Below are 22,622 nucleotides of genomic sequence, written 5' to 3' on the forward strand. Positions count from 1 at the left end.
GCAGCGACCCCCAAAGAAGGCACCCCCGCCCCCCCCCCCCCCCCCCCACCCCCCCCCCCCCCCCCCCCCCCCCCCCCCCCCCCCCCCCCCCGCCCCCCCCCCGCGTCCGGACGGCGGCCCGTGGTGGCGAGGTACATCATCAGTGGCAGCTGTACTTCGGGCTGGTGTCCTTGACCTGGCCGTCCGTCCCGACGTAGCTCCAGCCGTAGCCGGAGTCGGTGAAGTCCAGCTTCAGCACGCCGTAGTCACCGCTGATCCGCTTCTGGCTGTTCGGCTGGACCTGCTCGATCGGGTAGGGCTCGGCGCCGCCCATCCCGCCGACGATCTCGACGATCCCGTCCGCGGTCGCCTTCCCGTCCGGGTCCTGCGGGGCGAACCGCTCGTAGTGGTGGTCGTGCCCGTTCAGCACCAGGTCGGCCTTGGCCCCGTAGAGGATCTTCCACACCGGCCGGGAGACCGGGTCGTTGCCGTGGCCGCCGGAGGAGTACAGCGGGTGGTGCCAGTAGGCGGCGATGCACTTCTTCCCGTTGGCCGCCAGGTCGGCCTTCAACCAGTCGATCTGGGCGCTCTGGTCGAAGGCGTTGGAGTCGAGCGCGACGAAGTGCCAGTTGCCCTCGTCGAAGCTGTAGTAGCTCTTCCCCTGCGGGTAGGCGATGCTGCCGAAGTACGCCTTGTACCCGGCGAGCGACCCGGCCGGGTCGTAGGTCTCGTGGTTGCCCGGCACCGGGTGGGTCTTCGCCTTGAACGCCCCCCAGGTCTTGTCGTAGTAGGCCTTGAAGTCCGCCAACCGGGCGTCGTCGTACTGGCTGTCACCCATCGTCAGGTAGAACTTGGGGTTGATCTGCTGGGCCAGCGCGGCCGTCTTCGGGTGCGCGCAGCCGCTGTCCGCGGCGGTGCACTGGGCGGCGATGTCGCCCGCCGCCACCACGGTGAACGCCCCGCCCGGCGCGGTACCGGTCGGCGAGGGGGTGCCGGTCGGTGACGGGGTGCCGTCCGGCACTCCGTACACCTGCATCTCGAACAGCGAGTACCCGTACGACGTCCCGCGCGCCGTCCCGTACATCCGGACGTAGCGGCCCTTTCCGGCCAGCCCCGTCCAGTCGTCCGTCCCGCCGTTGCCGGCCTTCTCCTCGGCCACCGCCGTCCAGGTCACCCCGTCCGCCGACACCTCCAGCCGGTACGCCTTCGCATAGGCGGCCTCCCAACTCAGTTTCACCCGGGAGACGTTGGCGCTCACCCCGAGGTCGACCCGCAGCCACTGCGGGTCCTTCCCCTCCACGCTGGCCCACCGGGTCGAGGTACTCCCGTCGAACGCCTTCCCCGCCGCGTACGACGACTCCTCGGTGGAGGAGGCCGTCGCGGCCTTCCCCTGCGAGAGCAGCGGGTCGACCGCCGCCCCCGCCTGCCCGGACCAGCCGAGCACCAGGCCGCCGAGCAACGTGATCACCGCGGCGAACACTCCGACACGAACAGGTCTTGCCGAGACACCCAGACGCATCCCTGAACTCCATGACCTTGAGTAGATGGCGAGAGCTGGACTCCGGTCCACAGCACACGAACTCACCGGGCGAGCGGCAACCGCGCCACCGCAGCGGCCGGGTCAGAGCTCTCGCTGAGCACGTCACACCCCCTTCGAGCCGGGGCGCCGCGCCAAGCCGCCGACCGACAGCCTAATGGATAGTAAAGTTCCCTACCAATAGTTCGGCGGCACCGAACTTCCGCCCGCGCAGCGGATCATGGCCCTGTCCGAACGCCTCGCCGGACCCGTCTCCACGGCCCCGACCGACCGCCGGAGTGCCCGCTACCGCCGCGGACCTGCGGCCGCGTACGCCGCGGCGCCGGTCGCGAACAGGGCCCACGCCGTCCCGGTGGACGCCGTCGTGCCGGGTGGAACGGCCATCCAGTGGAGCACCTGCCCCGCGGTGCCGCCCGGCGGCGGTACGAGGAGGGTGAACGCGAGCCAACCGGCCGGCAGGGTCCGGGCGAACGACGCCCCGCACAGCGCCGCGCCGAGCGCGCGCAGCCGGGTGTCCTCCCGCACCGAGGTCGGGGCGCCGTCGCCGAGGACGTCGTGCGGCACCCGCAGCGCCTCCCGGCCGCGCGGCGCGAGTTCGGGCCGGTGCGAGCGGCTCGCCCGCGGCACGCACACCGGAAAGGCCGCGCGGTCCCCTCGGGCCACCCCCTTGACGAGGCGTTCCTCGTCCAGCCCCTCCAGTGCTCTCCTCCGTGATCTCACACCAGCCGGACGCCCGAAGCCGCGGTCGGGTTCTCCCTCCGCCCTGACCTGCGTCACAGTCCGGCCCGGGGGTGCGGGATCCGCCGGGCGCGCCCTCCCGCGCGCCGGCCGGTCAGGTCGTGGCGGTCAGGCCGTGGCGGACAGCCCGCGACCCTGCTCCAGTCCAGGAAGGCCATGGTGCCGATGACGCCGCCGAGTTCACGGATCGGCCGGGCGGCGCCGAACGGCGCGTTCCAGAACTCGCCCCGCCGCGGCGTGGGCGGGCCTACGTACGCGTACGGCTCCGCCTGGAACGCGTCGCCGGGTGAGACGCCGTAGTTCACACCGTCGACGGTCACCCCGATGTCGAAGTGCTCGGGCCAGATGACCGGGTCCGCCTCCGCGAACAGCCCGCGCAACGCGGCGTCCCCGAGCGCGAAGCACCGCGCGAGCCGGCGGGCGGCGGACGGGTCCGCCTCGACGGCGTCGTCGGCGGCCACGACCGAGCCGTCCCCGTACAGCCCGGCGGGGGCACCGACCGCGAGCCCGAGAGCCGCGCCGAGCGCCGTGCAGGTGGTCCATTCGAGGGACAGCGCCTGACCGGGCGCGACCAGCTCCGCGCCGATCACCCGCAGCCGCGGCTCGGCGGTGGTGGCGAAGCCTCCCGCACAGGCGCGCAGCCGGATCGTCCCGCTGTCCCGGTACTGCGGCCCGGCCAGGACCAGCTCGGCCACCGCGTGCAGGGCCCGCCGGGTGCGTACGAGAGTCTCGGTGTCCATGAGGGCATGCTCCCGCAGCCCGAAGCGCCGCGCACAGCCTGCCGCCGCCCGGCGGGGTGGTCCCCGCGCCGCACCGGCCGCCGGGAGCGGGGCCCAGGACGGCGCACGCCGCACCGACGAGGCGCCCCTGATGGGCGGCCGCGCGGCGGGTCCGCTCGTGGAGGTCCGGCACGCCGTCGGACCGCGGGTCCGGCTGTCGCGGCGGGCTGCCGTCAGGTACCCGGCGGCCAGGCTGTCCCGCCCGTTCCGCCGCCGCACCGGCCGCCACCCTCCGGGCCGCTCCGGCTGCGGGAGCTGGCCGAACACGGTCTGAGCAGGGGGATTACCGGTCGGTATCATGCCGATGGGGGCGTGTCGTCGGGCAGGGGGGAAGTCGGTTGACCAGCGAGGGCGGGACATCGGGCGGGCTGCGGTTCGCGGTGCTCGGGCCGGTGCGCGGGTGGCGGGGCGAGGAGGAGCTGTCGCTCGGTTCGCCGCAGCAGCAGAGCCTGCTGGTCGCCCTGCTGTTCCGGTCGGGCCGGTACGTCCCGGCGGCCCAGCTGATCGACGACCTGTGGGGCGACGAGCCGCCCGCCCGGGCCACCGGCGTCATCCGGACGTACGTGCACCGGCTGCGGCGGGTGCTCGGGGCGCAGGCGCTGACCTCGGCCGGCGGCGGGTACCTGCTCGCGGGCGGCGGGGGCCTCGACACCACGCGGTGCGAGGCGCTGCAGGCGCAGGCCCGGGCCCGCCGTGCGGAGGGGCTGCACTCCGAGGCCGCTGCCACGCTGCGGGCGGCGCTGGCGCTGTGGCGGGGCGAGCCGTTGTCCGGCCTGCCCGGCCCGTACGCGCAGCGCCAGCGCCGTGAGTGGGACGAACGGCGTCTGGCCGTCACGGAGTTGTGCCTGGAGTCGGAGGTCGACGGCGGCCGGTGGGCCGAGTCGGTCGCCGAGCTGAGCGCGGCCGTCGAGGAGTACCCGCTGCGCGAGCGGCTCTCGGAGCTGCTGATGCTCGCGCTCTTCCGCTCCGGCCGGCAGGCCGAGGCGCTCGCGGTGTACCGGGCCGCGGACCGCCGGCTCCGCGCCGAGTTGGGCGTCGGCGTCGGGCCGGGCCTGCGCGATCTGCACGGCAGGATCCTCGCGGCGGACGAGACCCTGACGGCGCCGGCCGGCCGGACGGTTCCCCCGGCGCCACCGGAGCCCGCTGCCCAGCCGACCGTCACGGCGTCGACGTCCACTCCCGTCCCGGCACAACTTCCGGGCGCCGCAGCTGACTTCACCGGCCGCCGGGCGGAGGCCGAGGCGCTGCGCTCCGCCCTGCGGGCGCCCGGCAGTGTGCCCGTGGCAGCCGTCGCGGGCATGGGCGGCGTCGGCAAGACCGCGCTCGCCGTCCACGTCGCGCACGGCCTCGCCGCCGAGTTCCCGGACGGCCAGCTCTACCTCGACCTGCACGGCGCCGACGGCCGCCCGACCCGACCCGAGGAGGCGCTGGCGGTCTTCCTGCGCTCGTTCGGCGTCGTCGGGAAGGCGATCCCGACGGGTCTCGCCGAACGGTCCGCCCGCTACCGCTCGCTGCTCTCCGGCCGTCGCGTCCTCGTCCTGCTCGACAACGCGCGCGACGCCGAGCAGATCCGGCCGCTGCTGCCGGGCAGCGCGGGCTGCGCCGTCCTGGTCACCAGCCGCACGCGGCTCGGCGCGCTGCCCAACGCCCGCTTCGCCGAACTGGGGGTCCTGCCGGCCGAGGAGGCCGTCACCCTGCTCACCCGGGTGGTGGGCGCCGAGCGGGTGGCGGCCGAGGAGGAGCAGGCCCGCGAGCTCGTCCGGCTCTGCGGCCGGCTGCCGCTGGCGGTGCGGATCCTCGCCGCCCGGCTGGCCTGCCGTCCGGGCTGGACCATCACCCGGCTGCTGGCGAAGCTCGCCGGCGACCGGTACCGGCTGGACGCGCTGCGCAGCGGGGACCTCGCCGTGGAGTCCTCCTTCCGGTTCGGCTACGACCAACTGGACTCCGAACAGGCGCGCGCCTTCCGGCTGCTGGCCGTCCCGGAGGTGCCCGACCTGTCGCCCGCGGCGGTGGCCGCCGTCCTCGACCGGCCCGAACCGGCCGCCGTGGAGCTCGCCGAGGGCCTGGTGGACTGCTCGATGCTGGAGATCGCGGCGCACCCCGACCACTACCGCTACCACGACCTCCTGCGGGCCTTCGCCCAGAAGGTCGGCCACGGCAGCGGCGTCACCGGCACCAGCGGCCCCGGCGACACCGGCCGGGACGGCGCCCCGGTGACGGCAGCCGACGAGCCCGCGGGCGCCCTGACCCGGCTCGCGGACCACTACCACGCACGGGTGACGGCCTCGCTCGGAGCGCCGGCGGCACGGTCCGCACCGGCCGCCGGGGAGTACCTGGGCATCGGTGCGCTGGTGAGCCAGTGCGCCAAGCTCCCGGGCCGCCCCGCCGGGGCCCTCGACCGGCTCGCCGAACTGCTGCTGGGCTGCTGCCTGCTGGCCGGCTCCGGCCATGCCACACGGCCGCTCGGCCACGCCGCCAACGCCCTGCTGCACGCCGCCCTGGAGCAGGGCGACCGGACGACGGAGGCCCGGGCCCGCCTGGTCCTCGGCCGGCTGCTGACCGAGGTCGGCTCCGCGCCCGCCGCGCTCGCCGAGCTGCTCAGGGCCCGGGAGCTGTCCGCCACCCACGGGCTGCCGCGGCCGCTGCTCGCACTCGCCCACGGCTCCCTGGCCGCCTGCTTCGTCCAGATCGACCGCCTCGACGAGGCGGTGACCGGGTTCTCGGCCGCCGTCTCGGTCTGGGAGCGGATCGGCGACCGCCGCGCACTCGCCGCCGAACTCCTCAACCTGGCGGGGGCGTTCGCCCGACAGGGCCGCTTCGACGCCGCGAACCGGGTGGTCGACCAGTCGCTGCTGATCAGCCATGAGCTGGCCGACCGCGAGCTGGAGGCACGCGCCAGGGACTCGCTCGGGACGATCGCCCACGACCGCGGCGACCACGACCGGGCGGTCACCCACCAACGGGCCGCGCTCGCCCTGACCGCCCCGGACGACCACCGCCGGAGCGGCCGCATCCTGCTGCGCCTCGGCGAGTCGCTGCGCGCGGCCGGGCGCGGTGCGGAGGCGGTCGAGGCGGCGGGCCGCGCGGTCGACGCGCTGACCCTGGACGGCGACCACCGGGGCCGCGGTCTGGCCCTGGCCGCGCTCGGCGACGCCCTAGCGGACCGCCGCTTCGGCGGCCCCGGCCCGGGCGGCGACGTGGCCCGGGCCCGCTCCTGCTGGGCCGAGGCCCACGGCATCCTGGCCCCGATCGGCTCGCCCGAGGCCGAGCGCCTGCTGCCCCTGCTCGGCGGCGACCACCCCGCCGGCCCGGCCCCGCGGCGCTGGCCCTCCTGGCTCCCGGCCTGAGACGACGCCCATCCCCCGGCTCCCGGCCCCCCGATCGCGAAACCGGGAGCCGGGGGCCGGGAGCCGAGGATCAGGCAGCGGTGACCGTCCAGATCTGCCCGGGCGAGCCGTCGCAGGTCCGCAGGACGGCGGTCGCGGAGGCGCCCGCGGCGGCCAGGCAGCGCTGCGGATCCCTGGAGATGACGATCATGTAGCCCCCGGCCACCTGCACGAACGACCAGATCTGGTTCGGACCGTAGGGCGGTGAGCGCCACAGCCGCGCCCGCGAGGACGTCTCGTCCAGGTCCAGCACCCTGGTGTTCCGGGTGGCGCCGTTGGCCAGGACGTACCCGCCGCCCTGGTACGCGCTCAGCGTCCAGAGCCCGGCGGGGCCACCGTCGTCCGGGGCCGTGACGACGGGGCTGCCGTCCTGGTCGAGGGACCCTTCGTCGTACAGGACGGACCCGCCGGTGCTCAGCCTGGCGCGCGCCGGCAGCGGGCCGGCGGGCTGGGTCGGCGGCTTGATGGGCGGAGTCGCGTAGGACGACGGTGGCGGAGGGGGCGGCTGGGCGACGTACGTGTAGGCCGGGGAGGGCGACGCCGGGGGCTTCTCCGGCGGTGCCACCGGGGAGTAGCTCGGCGGGACCGGTGCCGAGGACGTCCCGGCGGCCGGTTCGGGGGCCGGGGCGCCGGACGGCGGGGCGGGCGGCACGCCGGTCGCCGGTCGCGTGGGGACGGTCGAGGCGACGGGGCCGTTCGGCTCCCCGGCGCCGGTCGTTCCCCCGGGTCCGCCTCCGGTGACCGCCCCCGGGCCCTGAACCGGGCCCGCGCCCGCGCCCGCCGGAGTGCCCGGCGTGGTCGGTACCGGCGGCCCGGAGGCCGTGGCGGCGGGCGAGGACGGCGCGCCCGACTCGGGGGCCTGGCCGCCGGGGGCGGAGAGCGGGACGGCCAGGCCGGGTACGGCCAACGGCGCCTGGCCGGTGGCCGCTCCGCCGTCGGCGGTGGTCCGGCCGCCCTGGAGGCGCAGCGTGGTGGCCGCGCCGGCGGTGATCGCGCAGCAGAGCAGGACGGCCCCCGCCGCGATCAGGACGCGCCGTCGGCGGCCGCCGAGGACCGCCCGCCACCCGACCGGGCGGCGGCCCGCGGCCGGGCCCGCCCCGGTGACGGCCACCGGGCGCGCCACGGCCACGACCACCGCACGCCCCGCGGTGCCCGCCGCCGGGCCCTCGACCGGGTCGCCGTCGAGGGCGGCCCGGGTGGCCGCCGCCATCGTGGCGGCGTCCGGCCAGCGCTCGGCCGGGTCCTTCGCCATCGCCCGTTCCACCAGCGCCCGGACCGGGTCCGGGACCTCCGCCGGCAGTGGTGGCGCCGGCTCGGTCAGGTGCTTGAGGATCACCTCCAGCGCGGTCTCCCCGTGGAACGGCAGCCGCCCGGACAGGCACTCGTAGAGGACCACGCCGAGCGCGTACAGGTCGGCCGAGGAGCCGACGGTACCGGTGGAGGCCTGCTCCGGTGCCTGGTACGCGGCGGTACCGAGCACCATCCCCGGCACGGTGAGCCGGGTGTCGCAGCCGGGGCGGGCGATACCGAAGTCGGCGATGACCACGCGCTCCTCGCGGACCATCAGGTTGGCCGGCTTGATGTCCCGGTGGACGACGCCGGCCTCGTGCGCCGCCTGGAGCGCCGCCAGCACCTGGAGGGCCATCCCGAGCGTCTCCTGGGTGGTGAGCGAACCCCGCCGCTCCAGGATCGCGCTCAGCGGCTCGCCGTCGATCAGCTCCATGACCAGGTAGGCGATCGGACGGCCGTTGTTCCCCCAGGCCGTGGTCCAGGACTGGCCGCCGTCCGTGCGGCCGGAGCCGAAGTCGTGCACGCCGACGATGCCCGGGTGGCGCAGCCGCGCCATCACCCGCGCCTCCTCGTGGAACCGCTCCGCGAAGCCTGGTTCGTCGAGCAGCGCGGGTTTCAGGACCTTGACGGCGACGCTGCGGCCGAGCACCTCGTCCTGTGCGAGCCAGACATCGCCCATCGAGCCGCCGCCGAGCCACTCCTCCAAGCGATAGCGGTCCCCGAGCGTGGTGCCACGCATGATCCTCCCCGACCCCCTTTCGTCGTCGCGCCCGCCGCCACGGGCCCCGGTCGGGCCCTCGGTCGCGCCCATGACCCTCTCAGCTGCGAATAAACGCCGACTTGCCGACCGGGACCCCGGCGAACACCGCCCCGCGCCGCGCCGGCGCGTCGACGGGACCGATCGCCACGGCCGCCGCCCCACCCATCGCCACTCGGCGTCGCCACTCGCCGGCCGGGCCACGGCCGTCTACGCCGTGCTGACCGATCGTCAACGCACGGCTGGTGTTCTGTCGTCGTCCGCAGCCGCGAACCGCGCTCGGTCCACCGACAGTAGGAGAACCCCGTGTCCCACCCCTTCCCCCGGAACCTCCGCCCCCGCACCCGGATGGCAGGGCTGGCACTCGCCGCCTGCGCGATATCCGTGAGCGGCCTCCCGCTGCTCGCCGCACCGGCCAGCGCCGCGCAGACGGCCGTGGTCGAGCAGATGATCACGATCCAGGACCACCAGAACCACCATGCGCTGGCCGGCGCCGACGGCGAGGCCTCCCGCATCATCGCCCGCAACTACCGGGACGCCTCCACCTCGTTCTGGATCTCCAACAAGCCGGGCGGCCGGGTGGACTTCGCCCGCAACGTCAACGGCACCGAACGCGTCGTGGAGATGGACCTCAACGACGGCCGCTCCACCCAGTTCATCCACTGGTGGGCGGGCGACAACCAGCAGTGGACCCTGGAGTCCGCGGCCGAGGGCGGCACCTACATCCACAACGCCCGCGACAACCGCTGTCTGACCTACCACGGCCTCGACCGGGAGGTCACCGTCGAGAACTGCGACGGCGGCATGGCCCAGCGGTTCGACCTGATCGGGCCGGGCACGGGCAGCTCCGTCGAGCAGCGCTTCCTCGACCGGCTGAACGCCGTTCGCGCCCAGAACGGCAAGCCGGCGGTGCGCCTCAACCAGACGCTCGCCCAGGCCGCCAAGTGCAACGCCGACCAGATGGACCAGCGCCACGTCTCGGGCCACTTCTGCGACTCGGGGAACATCCTGCGCGGCCTCGGCTACCCCTGGAAGGGGTTCGGTGAGATCGCGTTCTACGGGCCCACCGACGTCGACGCCGCCGTCGACGGCTGGATCAGGTCGCCCGGCCACCTGGCGATCATGCTCGGCGACTACGCCGAGGTCGGGCTGGCCCGGACGGGCACGGCCTCCTGGAACGCCGACTTCGCCTCCCGCTGACCGCCCGGACCGCCCCGCCCGCTGGGGCGGGGCGGTCCGCTCCCCACAGCGGGCGGGCACCGCGGCCCCGGGTCCCGGCGCGGCCTGCCCCCGCCGGTCCTCGCGCCGCACGTGGTGGCCCTCGGCCCACCGGACCCGTGCGACGGCGGCGGGGCGCGCCCTCAGGCCCGGCCGGCCGGCCGCAGTTCGCGTTCGAGCGCGGCCAGGGCGAAAGCGTGCGCGGAGGCGTGCTGCCAACGGGCCCGCCCGAACATCACGTCCCCGGAGAGCCCGTTGAGCATGGCCACCGCCCGGATGACGAACTCGGTAGGGTCCACGTCGGCGAACTGCCCCAGCGCCCGCCCCTCCCGGAGGACGGCTTCCAGCCGCTCCTCCCAGACGTCGGACAAGTCGGTGAGGACCTGCCGGCCGGCGTCGTCGTGGCACTGGGCCAGCACCTGCGTCCACAGCGCGTAACGTTCGTCGCCCGGGTGGCGGGGCAGGTAGTAGCGGACGAACAGCGCCAGTTTCTCGGCCGGGGACGCGGCCTCGTCCGCGGCCCGCTCGAACCGGGAGCCGAGGTCCGCCTCGCTCCACGCGAGGACCTCCAGCAGCAGCCGGTCCTTCTTGCCGAAGTGGTAGAGGATGTGCCCGGTGCTCATGCCGGCCCGCGCGGCGATGTCCGACATCCGCACGGCCGCGGTGCCCTTCTCGGCGATGACGCTGATGGCGGCCCGCATCGCCCGCCCCCGCGCCTCGTCGCCGCTGGGCTGGCGCTTCCGGTCGACCGAGGCCGGGGCGGGCTGGTGAGCGGCGCCCGGTCCAGTGCCCGTCCCAGCGCCCGACGCGCCGCCCGCCTCGGCACCCTGCGCGGCACCCGTCACCGGCTCGGTCTCTCGCGTCGACATGGCCGCACCTCGATCCTGGGGTCTAGATCCGTAGTCTAGACTGAAATTCTAGTCAGTGCGCCGGAGGCGTGGCGGCCGCGTACGCGCGACCGGCCGCCGCCCGGCTTCCACCTGCCCGACCCCCACCCAGGAGGCACCCGCATGACGCGCGGATTCGACGTTGTGGAGACCTGTATCGCCGACCTGCGCGAGGCACTGGAGAAGGGCCGGACCACCGCGGTCGAGCTGCTCGACGCCTACCTCGCACGGATCGACGCGTACGACCGGCCCGGCACCGCCACCGCCCTCAACGCGATGGTCGTGATGAACCCGGACGCCCGCGCCGAGGCCGAGGCCTCCGACGCTCGCCGCGCGCGCGGCAAGACGCTCGGCCCGCTGGACGGCATCCCGTACACCGCGAAGGACAGCTACCTCGCGAAGGGGCTGACGGCCGCCGCCGGTTCGCCGGCCTTCGAGCACCTCGTCGCCCAACGCGACGCCTTCGCCATCGAGCGGCTGCGCGCGGGCGGCGCCGTCCTCATCGGCCTGACCAACATGCCGCCGATGGCGAACGGCGGCATGCAGCGCGGCGTCTACGGCCGCGCGGAGAGCCCGTACAGCGCCGACTGGCTCACCAGCGCCTACGGCTCCGGCTCCTCCAACGGCTCCGGCACCGCGACCGCCGCGTCGTTCGGCGCGTTCGGCCTCGGCGAGGAGACCTGGTCCTCGGGCCGGGCCCCCGCCTCCAACAACGCGCTGTGCGCCTACACGCCCAGCCGCGGCGTGATCTCGGTGCGCGGCAACTGGCCGCTCGTGCCGACCATGGACGTCGTGGTCCCGCACACCCGCACCATGGCCGACCTGTTCGAGCTGCTCGACGTCATCGTCGCCGACGACCCGGAGACCCGCGGCGACCTGTGGCGCGCCCAGCCGTGGGTGCCGCTGCCCGCCGCCTCCCGGGTGCGGCCCGCCTCCTACCCGGCCCTCGCCCCCGCCGACGCCGGGGCGGCGCGCGCCGCGCTCGCCGGCAAGCGTGTCGGCGTGCCCAGGATGTACATCAACGCCGACCCCGAGGCCGGGACGAACCCCGAGGGCGGCATCGGCGGCCAGACCGGACAGCGGATCGACACCCGCCCCTCGGTGATCGCCCTGTGGGAAGCCGCACGCCGCGACCTGGAGGCCGCCGGCGCCGAGGTCGTCGAGGTCGACTTCCCCGTCGTGTCGAACTACGAGTCCGACCGCCCCGGCACGCCCTCGCTGCTCACCCGCGGCCTGGTCGGCCGCGACTACCTCACCGTCGAGATCGAGGACCTCTCCGCCTGGGCGTGGGACGACTTCCTGCGCGCCAACGCCGACCCCGCGCTCGCCACCCTGGCCGAGGTCGACGGCGACCGCATCTGGCCCAAGCAGCAGGGCGAACTCCCCGACCGCTACGCCGGCTTCGACGACACCATCGGCGACTACCCGCGCTTCGTCCGCGAGCGCCCGTACGCCTCCTTCACCGACATGCCGCACCTCGAAGCGGGCCTGTGCGGACTGGAGGAGACCCGCCGGGTCGACCTGGAGGAGTGGATGGACGAACTGCGTCTGGACGCCGTCGTGTTCCCCGCAGTCGCGGATGTCGGCCCCGCCGACATGGACGTCTCCGAGGCGTCCGCCGACCTCGGCTGGCGCAACGGCGTCTGGGTCGCCAACGGCAACCTGGTCCCCCGCCACCTCGGCATCCCCACGGTGACCGTGCCCATGGGCACCATGACCGACACCGGCATGCCCGTCGGCCTCACCTTCGCCGGCCGCGCCTACGACGACAACGCGCTCCTGACCCTCGGCGCCGCCTTCGAGGCAACGGCCCCCCGCCGCACGGAACCGCCGCGCACCCCTCGACTGCCCGCCGAGTGACGTGACGGGGCGGGGCGGGGGTCTCCCCGCTCCGCCCCCGCCGCTGGCGCGGGACGCGAGGGCGCGCCGCCCGACATGTCCGCTGACGTCCGCATGTGTCCCGATCGATCAGGAATCGAGAAGCGCGGGCCACGGCGTTGCCCCTAGCCTGCACGCCATGGACATCAGCATTCACACCACCACCCTTCCGCACGACGACCCGGACGCGTCGCTGGTCTTCTACCGCGACGTCCTGGGCTTCGAGGTCCGCAGCGATGTCGGGCAGGGCAGGATGCGCTGGATCACGGTCGGCCCGGCCGGGCAGCCGGGCACGTCGATCCTGCTGGCGCCGCCCGCCGCCGACCCCGGCATCACCGAGGGCGAGCGCCGCACGATCACCGAGATGATGGCCAAGGGCACCTACGGCTGGATCCTGTTGGCCACCCCGGACCTCGACGCCACCTTCGAGAAGGTGCAGGCCGGTGACAGCGAGGTCGTCCAGGAGCCGACCGACCAGCCGTACGGCGTCCGCGACTGCGCGTTCCGCGATCCCGCCGGCAATCTGATCCGCATCCAGGAACTGCGCTGAGCCGTACGGGTACCGGCGCGGCTGTGCGAGCCGCCGCGCGACCACCTGTGAGGGGTGCCGGCGGCACATGGACGCGTCCGGGGGCAGCCGTCTCGGCCACCCCGGACGCTCGAAGACGCCGATGGGCAGGGCAGACGGACAGGGCAGACCGAGAACGAGGGGGTTCCCATGTGCAGGCCGGAATGGCGGCGAGCGCTCGTCCAGGCGCAGCGTCTGGCCGACTTCGCGCGGTTGCGCCGCGTCCGCGATCGGATCGACCGGGAGTACGCGCGGCCGCTGGACGTGGCGGCGCTCGCCCGCGACGCGAACATGCCCGCCGGGCAGCTGAGTCGGGAGTTCCGGGCCGCTTACGGCCAGTCGCCGTACGCGTATCTGATGGCGCGTCGCATCGAGCGGGCGGCGGCGCTGCTGCGGCGGGGCGACCTCGGCGTCACCGAGGTCTGCCGCGCGGTCGGCTGCGCGTCGCCGGGTACGTTCACCACCCGCTTCACCGAGCTGGTCGGCATGCCGCCGGGAGCCTTCCGGCGCCGGGCGGCGGGTGCGGCGGACGCGGCGGGTGCGGCGGACGCGGCGGCCGGCCGTCCCGCTCCCGCGGCGGGGCCGGCGATCATCCTGGACGGGGTGCCCGCGTGGGTGGCGAGGCCGGTCGCGAGACCGGTCAGGAATCGAGAAGCCCCGGCCGCCGGGCAGCGCCTAGCGTGATGGTCATGGCAACCACCGCTTCCACCGCAGCCCACACGTCCCTCGCCTCGGTCACCCTTGAGGTGGCCGACCCCGAGGCCGCCCTCCGCTTCTACCGCGCCTTCGGCGTGGACACGCACATCCGCCTGCGGGCGTCCGGGGCGCACTCCACCGGATTCCGCGGCTTCACCCTGGCGCTCACAGTGTCCGGGCCCGCGACCGTCGACGGCTTCGTCGGCGCCGCCGTGGACGCCGGGGCGACCGTCCTGAAGCCCGCCGCCAAGTCGCTGTGGGGCTACGGCGGCGTCGTCCAGGCCCCGGACGGGACGATCTGGAAGATCGCGACCTCCGCGAAGAAGGACACCGGCCCCGCCACCCGCGAGATCGACGAGGTCGTCCTGCTGCTCGGCGTCGAGGACGTGAAGGCCACCAAGCAGGTCTACGTCGACCGGGGTCTGACCGTGGCCAAGAGCTTCGGCGGCAAGTACACCGAGTTCGCCCCCGGTCGGTCCGGCACCGTCAAGCTGGCGCTGTACAAGCGCCGCGCGCTGGCCAAGGACCTCGGCGTCCCCGTCGACGGCACGGGCTCGCACCGCATCGTGCTCGGCAGCACCGCCGAGGCCTTCACCGACCAGGACGGGTTCGTCTGGGAGGCCGCCGAGGCGCTCGCCCCCACGCCGTCCTGACGACAGCCGGGCCCCGGCGCCCGGATCGCCGGCGCGTACACACCCACAAGTCGCGTACGCCTCCGCCAGTACCGCGTACACCTCCACCAGTAGCGCACACACATCCACCAGTACAAGGAGTGAGCCATGAAGGCACACGTCAGCTCCATCCTCCTCGGCGTCCGGGACATGGACCGGGCCAAGCGGTTCTACACCGAGGGGCTCGGCTGGAAGATCCAGAACGACTACGGCATCTCGGTGTTCTTCGCATCGGACGGCGCCTCACCGGTCGGCTTCTACGGCCGCGAGGGCCTGGCCGAGCAGGTCGGCACGGACCAGGAGGGCAGCGGCTTCAGCGGCCTGGTCCTGACCTACGTCGTCCGTAGTGAGGCGCGGGTCGACGAGATCATGGCGGAGGCCCAGCAGGCCGGCGCCACCGTCCTCAAGCCCGCCGGCGCTCTGCCGTGGGGCGGGTACGGCGGCACCTTCGCCGACCCGGAGGGCTACATCTGGAGCCTCGGCTACAGCGCCCAGGGAGCCGACCAGCCCTACGCCGAGTAACCGCGATCGCGCAGGACCTACGAGCGGGTCGCGAGCCCCGTGACCCGCGCCCGCTCGGACGCCCCGCGGCCGACCGCTACCGCCGGGACGGCCACCCCACCCCCGGCGCCTCACGTGAGCCGTCTGCCGACCGGTCTAGACGAGGGACCCGCCGCCGTCGAGCGTCAGCACGGAGCCGGTCGCGAAGGGGTTGCCCAGCAGGAGGAGATAGGCCGCCGCGGCGTCCCCGGGCTGCCCGACCCGACCGGCCGGGAGTCCGCCGCCCTGGCTCCGGAAGAACGCTTCCGGTTCCGGGACGAGGCCGTCCCACAGTTCGGTCCGCACGACGCCGGGGCGTACCGCGTTGACACGGATCCCCCGCGGGGCCAGGTCCAGGGCGAGCGCTCGGGTCAGGGACTCGATCGCTCCCGTCGTGCTGGCGGGGATCGGCGAGCCGGGCAGCGGGCGGGTCGCGACCACTCCGGACGTGACGACGACCGAGCCGCCCGGACGGATGGCCGGCACCGCGTACTTCACGGCCAGGAAGGCTCCCCAGTAACGGACTTCGAAGCCGGCGCGGGCCTCGGCCGGGGTGAGGTCCTCGATCCCCTTCAGGAGCAGGGTGTCTCCGGCCGTGTAGACGAGGTGGTCGAACTCGCCGAGTCCGGCGAAGAACGCGGCGATCGAGGACTCGTCCGTGACATCGATGCGACGGCCCTCGGTGTCGCCGGGCAGCGTGTCCGCGGCCGCGTCCACGCGTTCCTGGCTGCGCGAGGCGACGACGACGCGGGCTCCGTCCTTCGCGGCCTGCTCGGCGACCGCGTAGCCCATGCCCGAGGTGCCGCCGATGACGACGATCTTCTTCTGGTTCAGTGTCATGAGGTGAAGCTATGTCAGCGCTGCGAGACGATGAATGGCCAAGGATCTCGATCCGCTGTCCGATCGTCTCGATTCCCCGGCACTATGATCGCGTCGTGGACATCCTGAGCGACACCCTGGCCGCACTGAGAACGGGACGTCCCAGCGCCGTCCGCACCGCGGCGCGAGCGCCGTGGGGCTTCCGCGTCCAGGCCGTCGTCGGGGCCGCGTTCCATGTGGTCGGCGAGGGCCGGTGCCTGCTCGTACCGCCGACCGAGGACCCGATCGAACTCGGCGCGGGCGACGTGGTCTTCCTACGCCGGAGCAGCGGCCACGTCCTGACCGACTCGCTGTCGAGCCCGGTCGTGGACTTCGCTCCGGTACCGGTCGACGCGGGTTCGCCGATCGGCCGCCTCGTCGCCGACGGCCCCGGCGCGCGGACCCGTCTGCTGTGCGGCGCGTACAAACTCGACGTGGACCACCGGCATCCGCTGCTGCGCGAACTCCCGGAGGTCATCCACCTTCCCGCCCGCCCGGGGCGTCATCCGGCGCTGCAGGCGACGGTCGATCAGCTCTGCGTCGAGATGAACGCCCCGCGGCCCGGATCCGACGCCGTCGTCGGGTCGCTGATGGACCTGCTCCTCGTCTACATCCTGCGCTGCTGGTACGACGAGCAGTCGCACGAGCGCGCCGGGGGCTGGGCCGCGGCCCTCACCGATCCGGTGATCGCACCGGCGCTGCATGCCATCCACGAGGACCCCGGGCATCCGTGGACCGTCGAATCCCTCGGCGGCAGAGCGGGCTTGTCGCGGGCGGCCTTCGCCCGGCGCTTCACCGCCGTCGTCGGCGATCCGCCGTTGAGCTACCTGACGACGTGGCGCATGACGACGGCCGGACGACTCCTGAGGGACGGCGACCTCTCCCTGACCACCGTCGCGGCGAAGAGCGGGTACACGTCGGAGCTCGCGTTCGCCAAGGCCTTCAAGCGCCACTTCGGAGCCCCACCGGGCGCCTACCGCCGCGAGGCACGGGCCTGACGGCCCGGCCGATGACCCCGGTCGCGCGCGGGCCGTCTCCTCGTGATCGTCGAGCGGTGTCAGCACGTCCAGCGCCACCCACGGCACTCCGGTCACCGCTGGCGATGACCTCCGCGCTCGTCGAACACCCTGTCTTGGCCCCTCGGACAGCGCGCCGCCTTCGAACGTCCTCGATCACCCAGGCCGCCGATCGGCATGGAACCCGCCTTGGACAAGGTCCGCGCGGATGCCCACCTACCCCTTCTGCACCGCCCGGTGGGCCGCGATCAGGTCGCGGTACCAGGCGTACGACGCCTTCGGCGTGCGCCGCTGCGTCGCGAAGTCGACGTGGACGAGGCCGAAGCGCTGATGGAATCCCTCGGCCCGTCGAACAGGCTGTCATTCTATCCGTGACGGTGGTCCGTCAGGTCGTCCAGGAGGAGGTCGGCGACCACCTCCTGGACCACGGCGATGCGCAATTCGGCCATGGAGTCGGCGAGTGCCGAGTCCCATGGGGCGGACGTGAGGCGCCCCGGGTCGGGGCCCGAGGGTACCCGGCGCGCGGCGGCCCGGTAGTCGTCGGCCGACATCCGCCAGGGGGTCGCTCCCGTCCTGGCGAGGACGTGGGCCGCGATGCGGATGCCCTCGCCGTCGAAGTCGCCGTGGTAGCGCAGAGCTGCGCCGTCGTCGGCGAGCCGGCGCAGCAGGTGGATCACGGCCGTGTTGGGCCACCCGGCGGTGCAGACCAGGGGCGGGCAGCGGGGGCCGAAGCGCCGTAGGGCCAGGGCCAGCACGCTAGGGTTCTCGGTGATGTGCACCGGCCCTGCGGGACCGGTGAACCGGCCGGGTGTGCGGAGTTGGGCGAGGGTGAGGCTGACGGGGTGGCCGGCGTCGGCGCAGGTGCGGGAGATCACGGCGACCGGGCCTTCGCCCTCGGGACGCAGGCCGACGGCGAGCACGCTGGTGGAGAGGTCGTCATCGGCCACGCCGGCTCGGCTCCAGAGCGCACGTCGCCCTTCGGCGGCGTCGGGCATGGCGGTGCCGTGGAGCAGCGCCAGGGCGCGCAGGACCACGCCGGACAGCCGGGTTCCGTCGTCGAGGGCGTGGGAGTCGCCGTCGAGGAGGCGGGCGGCGAGCACCGGCAGTGGTTCGCCACCGGCCGGGAGTGCGCCGAGGACGGTAAGCGCGTCGGTCAGCAGGCTCCGGGTCCGGTCCGGTGAGCGGTCGACGAGGCCGTTGGCGCGCAGGTGGCCGACCCACTCCAGGAGAGCGGGCTGGGCGGTGACGACCTCATGGCCGGCCAGCCACTCCCACAGTGCGTCGCGCCGGCCGGCCTTCTGCTCGCGCAGGGCGGCCCGGTCCTGGATCGGGCCGAGGATGGCGGTCACCACGTCGCGGACGGGCCGGCCGCAGGCGTCCAGTACGGCAGCGTCGAGGACGGCGAACGGGATGGTCGGTTCGGCGGCGGGGAGCCGGTCGAGACCGATGAGGTCGGCCAGCGCCTCACGGCCGGCGTCGTCGAGCGGTCCGGACCGTATCCGGCTGGCGGGGCGGCCGGTCGAGAGGCGGTCGTGGACGGCAGACCAGAGGGGGCGGAGTTCGGGGCGGTCCAGCGGGTGGCGGTCCGTCATGCCGTCTCCTCCGCGGCAGCCTCATCCGGCAGCAGGTCGGCGCCCGTCCAGGTGAAGCGCGCGCTGGTGACGGCGTCGTCGCCGTCGCCGCCGGTGATCAGCTGGTGGACGGCGATGCCGGAGAGCTCCCGGTAGGTGCACCACTCGTGGTCGGAGGTGAGCACCAGGTCGAGGTCGAGCGCCGCCAGGAGGCCGAAGACCTGCCCGCGGTTGACGGTGTCGACGCCGACGAAGACCTCGTCGAGGAGGATCAGCCGCGGCGACTGCGGCACCGCCTCGTAGTGCGCCGCCACGGCGGCGAACAGCGGCAGGTGGAGGGCGATCGCCTTCTCGCCGCCCGAGAGGGCGCCGTGGAGCTTCTTGGTGAGCAGCTGCCACCCGGCGCCGTTGGCGCGGTCCAGCTTGACGACGAACTGATGCCAGGCCGTGTAGTCGAGGACCTCGGCGAGCTGGTCCTCCCACGTCGCCGCCGTGTTGCGGGTCTTGGCCTCGTCGATGCGGTCCCGGAAGAAGGCGTGCAGGGCCTCGCGGTCGGCTTCGGTGATCCGGGCCGGGTCCTTGAGCAGCAGTTCGCGGGCCGTCCGGGTGCCGGCGGGCAGGTCGGGGTGGATCTGCCACACCAGGCGAACGGCCACCTGTGAGGCGGTGCGGACCCGTTCGAGGTGGCCGTTCATCCGCTCGACGAGTTCCCCGGCCTGGCGGATCCGGGAGGCGAGGTGGCGGCGGGTGTCACCGGTGAGGGTCCGGTCGAAGAGGCCGCGTTCGGCGGCGGTGATGTCGTCCCGACTGCGGTCGCGGTCGCCGGTGAGGATCGTGAGGAGGCCGGCCGCGCCGACCCGGATGCCGTCGACGGTGGCGGTGAGGACGTGGATGTCCTCCTCCGCTTCGAGTTCGAGGTCGGCCCGGCTGCCGAGACTCTGGCGGGCCCGGTGCACGGCTTCGGAGAGACGGTTCAGGGAGTCGCCGAGGTTCCTGGTGCCGTGCGGCAGGCCCGGCCACGCGGCGGAAGTCTCGCGCGCCGCTTCGAGGGTGGCGCGGATGCCGTCCGCCGACGTCAGGACGAGGCCGAGGCCGGCGTCCTCGGGGAATCCGAGGACGCACAAGCGCCGAAAGCCGTGGGCCGCCTCGTTGCGGGCGGCCACAGTGCCCTCGTACCGGGCTGCGTCGTTGGCCGTGGTGGCGCCGAGTGCGCCGATCCGACCTTCGAGGGCGAGGAGCCCCTGGGTGCCGGTGTCGATCTCGCGGCGGGTCCGGTCCAGGGCTGCCTTGAACTCGCCAATTCGGGCCGCTACTTGGCGGTAGTCCTCGCCGACGGTGCTCTCGGCGGCCTGGAACGTTGCACGGAGCGCCCGGGCTGCGGCCTCGGCGTCCTCGGCCTCGGCCCGGCTCTCGGTTGCAGCGTCGCGGGAGGCCTCGGCGTGGCCGCGGGCGGTGTCCCAGACCTGTTGAGCGGCCGCCTGGGCGAGGTGCGCGTCGAACCAGGCGTCGGCCTGTTCGCGCAAGGCGTCGACCGCTGCTGCGGCGGCGTCCAGGGCGGCGCGTTCGGTCGGCAGGGCGTGCTCGGCCGAGACGACGGCGAGTGCGCGCAGCGCTGCCGCGACGGCCTCCTCCTGCCGCGCGAGCCGTTCGACGGCCTCGCGCACGGTGTCCTCGCGGGCGCCCACCTCGGACTCGGACCGTTCCCATGCTCGCTTAGCCTGTTCCACGTCCCGGTGGTGCGGCCGGGAGCGGAGGTCGGCGCCGAGACGCGTCCGGCGGTCGGCGAGGGCGCGCAGACGCAGCTCGAAACCGGTCACGATGGCGTCGGCCTCAGCCAGTTCGGCGGTGAGGCACGCGATCCGCCGCTGCCGGGCGCGTTCCCGGGCCGCGGCACCGATGTGGCTGGACTCCTCCTTGGACCACGAGCCGAACACCGTGGCCAGCCGCCAGCTTCCGTCGGCGGCGACGGCGACCGGGTGGCCTGCCGGGAGCGTGGGGCCGTAGGCGATGCCGGCCAGCAGCCGCTCCACCAGGCCGGACGGCACCGGGCCGTCGGGTTCGGGAGCGAGGACGCCGAGCAGCGAGGCGCCCGGCGCCGGCACGGCCGATGCCGGGTCGGCCAGGGTGTCGTGGCCGGCGACGGCGAGGCCGCCGTGGGGGGTCAGCCAGGCGTCGAGCAGGCCGGACGCCTCCAGGGCCGCCTCGATGCCCGCCTGGTCCGCGGACGGCACGTCAGGACGGAATGCCAGCAGGCGCCACAGGGGCGCCCCAGGGAGGACCGAACGGTCGGCCGTGCGGGTGTGCGGTGGGACGGGCGGGAGGTCGGCCGCGGCTGCCGTGCGTTCCAGTTCCTCGACGATCCGCTCCCGCCGGGCGCGGGCGTCGTCCCGGCCGGCGTGGGCCGTCGTCGCGTCGGCGGTGATTGAGTTCTCGGCCGACCGGGCGGCGGCCTCGACCAGCGCGAGCACGTCGGTCTCGACGGCGGCGCGGGAGGCGAGTTCCTCGGCGTCGTCGATGGACAGCTCGGTGCAGTCGGTTGTCGCCCACCGGCGCAGTCGGTCTGCGTGGGCGTCGACGGCGGCCTCGTAGCCGTGGGCGTTCTGCTCGCGCCGTGCGGTCGCGTCGGCCAGCCGTTCACGCGCCGTATCGAGGTGCTGCTCCGCCGTCGTCCGGTCCGCGACGCACCGCTCGTGACGCTCGACGGCGGCGCGGACGTCGGCGATCCGGCCGTGCCGCGAGACCGTCGCGCCGCGCAGCAGGCGGCGTGCCGTGCGGCCCTGTTCCTCCTGCGCCCCGGACGACGCCGGTGCGGTGCCGAGCAGCGTCTGCACCTCGGTGAAGACGGACTCCATGGCTGCTCGCCGCGCCGCGCCCCGGGTCTCCTCCCGGGCGGCTCGGGTGTGTTCGGCACGCTGCTCGGCGCGCAGCCGCGCGGCATCGGCCAGCCCGGCGTCCTCGGTGGCCGCGTGGACCTTGCGGTCGGCGGTGGCGCGGATCCGCTCGGCGGTCCGGGTGGCCTGGTCGGCCCGGCTGCGCAGTTGGTCGAGTTCCTGCCCCCGCCGGTAGACCTCGGATCCGAGCAGGCCCTCGATGGCTCCGTCGATCTCCTGCCGCTGGTGTTCGAGCTCTTCCTGCGCTCCCCTGCGCTCCGCGCGCAGGCGCAGGGCCTCGGCGTGCTCCTCCTCACTGTCCTTGGCGATGCGGGCGACGTTGTCCATCTCGGTCGTCGCCGAGATGAGCGCCGCCGCCCCGGCACGCAGGGCGCGCTGGGCGTAGCCGCGTTGCTGGTTCGCCACGGCGGTGGCCGCGGCCACCTCGTCGTCCAAAGACTTCAGGTGTTCGCGCTGACGGTCGAGGCGTTCGAAACCCTCGGCGAGTTCGGTGATCTCGCCCTGGCCGAGCGGGGGCAGGGCCCGTGAGAGCAGGGAGGAGAGCAGCGAGGGGTCCAGGCGCTCGGAGAGTTTGGGGGTGCGGAGCTGGAGCAGGGCGGTGATCAGGGCGTCGTAGCGCTGCTCGCTCAGGCCGGGGAAGAGCGTGCTGCGGACGGTGTTGCGGTAGTCGGCCGGTGATCCGTGCAGCTCGCCCCGGCCGTGCAGGGCATCAGCGAGGACAGCGCGGGTGAGCGGCTGGCCCGTGTCGTTGACCAGGGAGAGACCGCCGGGGTGGTCGATCCGCGCGCTGGTGGTGAAGTAGTCGACGGTGACGCCGGTGGTGTGCACGCTGGCCTGGAGCCTGGCGCCGCCGGTGAAGTGGACGGGATCGTCGTCCCCGTTGTCGCGGACGAACTCCAGCCACACGTACCCGACGCGCGTCTTGCCCGAGGCACCCTCGCCCATCAGGTTCCAGTGCATGGTGCGCTCGGAGCCGCCGAAGGTGGACAGCCGGTTGGGGCGCAGGCTGGCGTCGAGCAGGAACGGCAGGAGCACCTCCAGCGCCTTGGACTTGCCGGTGCCGTTCTGCCCCCGTAGGAGCAGCCGGCCCTCGTGGAAGGTGAAGGTCTCGTCGTAGTAGCGCCAGACGTTGAGGATGCCGGCCCTGGACGGCTGCCATCGAGCTGCGGCGGCCGGTGTCGGAGACGGGGAGCGCTGCGGGAGCTGGGTCACGGTCATCGGAGGTGTTCCCTGGTCAGTCAGGTTGCAGGACCGGCGGTCGCAGCGGTCGCAGCGGTTGAGGCCGTCGCGGGGGGGGGGGGGGGGGGGGGAAGGGGAGGGGGGGGGGGGGGGGGGGGGGGGGGGGGGGGAGGGGGGGGAAGG

16 protein-coding genes and 1 pseudogene are annotated in these 22,622 nt (G+C 74.5%); 8 read left to right on the top strand and 9 right to left on the bottom strand.

Going from position 1 to position 22,622, the window contains the following annotated elements; all coding sequences use genetic code 11:
• Window positions 1-139 precede the first annotated feature (139 nt).
• The 3 genes from ACZ4UX_RS29920 to ACZ4UX_RS29930 all read right to left on the bottom strand — a co-directional run bounded on the left by ACZ4UX_RS29920 (window position 140) and on the right by ACZ4UX_RS29930 (window position 2,994).
• The gene (locus tag ACZ4UX_RS29920; protein WP_465708920.1) at window positions 140-1,447 is read right to left on the bottom strand and encodes a discoidin domain-containing protein; all 1,308 of its coding nucleotides are present in this window, start codon (window positions 1,445-1,447) and stop codon (window positions 140-142) included.
• 354 nt (window positions 1,448-1,801) lie between these two features.
• A complete protein-coding gene (locus ACZ4UX_RS29925) occupies window positions 1,802-2,143 on the bottom strand; it encodes a hypothetical protein (RefSeq protein ID WP_465708921.1) in 342 nt (113 codons plus the stop codon).
• Window positions 2,144-2,289: 146 nt separating this feature from the next.
• On the bottom strand, window positions 2,290-2,994 hold the full coding sequence (locus ACZ4UX_RS29930) for a hypothetical protein (RefSeq protein ID WP_465708922.1): 705 nt from the start codon (window positions 2,992-2,994) through the stop codon (window positions 2,290-2,292).
• Between the two features lie 377 nt (window positions 2,995-3,371).
• Here ACZ4UX_RS29930 and ACZ4UX_RS29935 point away from each other — a divergent pair, with 377 nt between their 5' ends.
• Window positions 3,372-6,380, top strand: coding sequence for an AfsR/SARP family transcriptional regulator (locus ACZ4UX_RS29935; protein ID WP_465708923.1), 3,009 nt, complete (start codon window positions 3,372-3,374; stop codon window positions 6,378-6,380).
• Between the two features lie 70 nt (window positions 6,381-6,450).
• Here the strand turns inward: ACZ4UX_RS29935 and ACZ4UX_RS29940 are convergent, their stop codons facing one another.
• Window positions 6,451-8,448: a serine/threonine protein kinase gene (locus tag ACZ4UX_RS29940; protein WP_465708924.1), complete on the bottom strand. Its 1,998-nt coding sequence runs from the start codon at window positions 8,446-8,448 to the stop codon at window positions 6,451-6,453.
• A 324-nt stretch (window positions 8,449-8,772) separates the two neighbouring features.
• Between ACZ4UX_RS29940 and ACZ4UX_RS29945 the strand changes: the two genes are divergently transcribed.
• Complete coding sequence (locus ACZ4UX_RS29945) at window positions 8,773-9,666, top strand: CAP domain-containing protein (RefSeq protein WP_465708925.1); 894 nt, start codon at window positions 8,773-8,775, stop codon at window positions 9,664-9,666.
• 161 nt (window positions 9,667-9,827) lie between these two features.
• Here the strand turns inward: ACZ4UX_RS29945 and ACZ4UX_RS29950 are convergent, their stop codons facing one another.
• Window positions 9,828-10,553, bottom strand: a complete 726-nt coding sequence (locus ACZ4UX_RS29950) for a TetR/AcrR family transcriptional regulator (protein WP_465708926.1) — start codon at window positions 10,551-10,553, stop codon at window positions 9,828-9,830.
• Window positions 10,554-10,694: 141 nt separating this feature from the next.
• Between ACZ4UX_RS29950 and ACZ4UX_RS29955 the strand changes: the two genes are divergently transcribed.
• From ACZ4UX_RS29955 to ACZ4UX_RS29975, 5 genes are all read left to right on the top strand, one after another.
• Window positions 10,695-12,431: an amidase gene (locus ACZ4UX_RS29955; protein ID WP_465708927.1), complete on the top strand. Its 1,737-nt coding sequence runs from the start codon at window positions 10,695-10,697 to the stop codon at window positions 12,429-12,431.
• Window positions 12,432-12,588: 157 nt separating this feature from the next.
• Window positions 12,589-12,999 carry a VOC family protein gene (locus ACZ4UX_RS29960; protein ID WP_465708928.1) on the top strand — a complete coding sequence of 137 codons (411 nt, stop codon included), beginning with the start codon at window positions 12,589-12,591 and terminating at the stop codon, window positions 12,997-12,999.
• A 168-nt stretch (window positions 13,000-13,167) separates the two neighbouring features.
• Window positions 13,168-13,701: a helix-turn-helix transcriptional regulator gene (locus tag ACZ4UX_RS29965; RefSeq protein WP_465708929.1), complete on the top strand. Its 534-nt coding sequence runs from the start codon at window positions 13,168-13,170 to the stop codon at window positions 13,699-13,701.
• Window positions 13,701-14,366: a glyoxalase gene (locus tag ACZ4UX_RS29970; protein ID WP_465708930.1), complete on the top strand. Its 666-nt coding sequence runs from the start codon at window positions 13,701-13,703 to the stop codon at window positions 14,364-14,366. The genes ACZ4UX_RS29965 and ACZ4UX_RS29970 overlap by 1 nt, the downstream gene beginning before the upstream one ends.
• A 126-nt stretch (window positions 14,367-14,492) precedes the next feature.
• On the top strand, window positions 14,493-14,906 hold the full coding sequence (locus tag ACZ4UX_RS29975; RefSeq protein WP_352295979.1) for a VOC family protein: 414 nt from the start codon (window positions 14,493-14,495) through the stop codon (window positions 14,904-14,906).
• A 135-nt stretch (window positions 14,907-15,041) separates the two neighbouring features.
• On the opposite strand, the gene ACZ4UX_RS29980 is transcribed toward ACZ4UX_RS29975, so the two are convergent.
• Entirely contained in the window at window positions 15,042-15,764 is a 723-nt protein-coding gene (locus ACZ4UX_RS29980; RefSeq protein ID WP_465708931.1) for an SDR family oxidoreductase, read from the bottom strand.
• Between the two features lie 95 nt (window positions 15,765-15,859).
• On the opposite strand from ACZ4UX_RS29980, the gene ACZ4UX_RS29985 reads away from it, so the two are divergent.
• Entirely contained in the window at window positions 15,860-16,780 is a 921-nt protein-coding gene (locus tag ACZ4UX_RS29985) for an AraC family transcriptional regulator (protein ID WP_465708932.1), read from the top strand.
• Window positions 16,781-17,014: 234 nt separating this feature from the next.
• On the opposite strand, the pseudogene ACZ4UX_RS29990 reads toward ACZ4UX_RS29985, so the two are convergent.
• The 3 genes and pseudogenes from ACZ4UX_RS29990 to ACZ4UX_RS30000 all read right to left on the bottom strand — a co-directional run.
• Window positions 17,015-17,143 (bottom strand): annotated as a pseudogene (locus ACZ4UX_RS29990) (family 1 glycosylhydrolase); the annotation flags it as partial.
• Between the two features lie 20 nt (window positions 17,144-17,163).
• Window positions 17,164-18,390 carry a TIGR02679 family protein gene (locus ACZ4UX_RS29995; RefSeq protein WP_465708933.1) on the bottom strand — a complete coding sequence of 409 codons (1,227 nt, stop codon included), beginning with the start codon at window positions 18,388-18,390 and terminating at the stop codon, window positions 17,164-17,166.
• Window positions 18,387-22,478 (bottom strand): TIGR02680 family protein, encoded by a 4,092-nt coding sequence (locus tag ACZ4UX_RS30000; RefSeq protein WP_465708934.1) that lies wholly within the window; start codon window positions 22,476-22,478, stop codon window positions 18,387-18,389. Before ACZ4UX_RS30000 ends, ACZ4UX_RS29995 begins: the two co-directional genes overlap by 4 nt.
• Window positions 22,479-22,622 lie beyond the last annotated feature (144 nt).

It is taken from the genome of Kitasatospora sp. NPDC028961 (assembly GCF_055564815.1).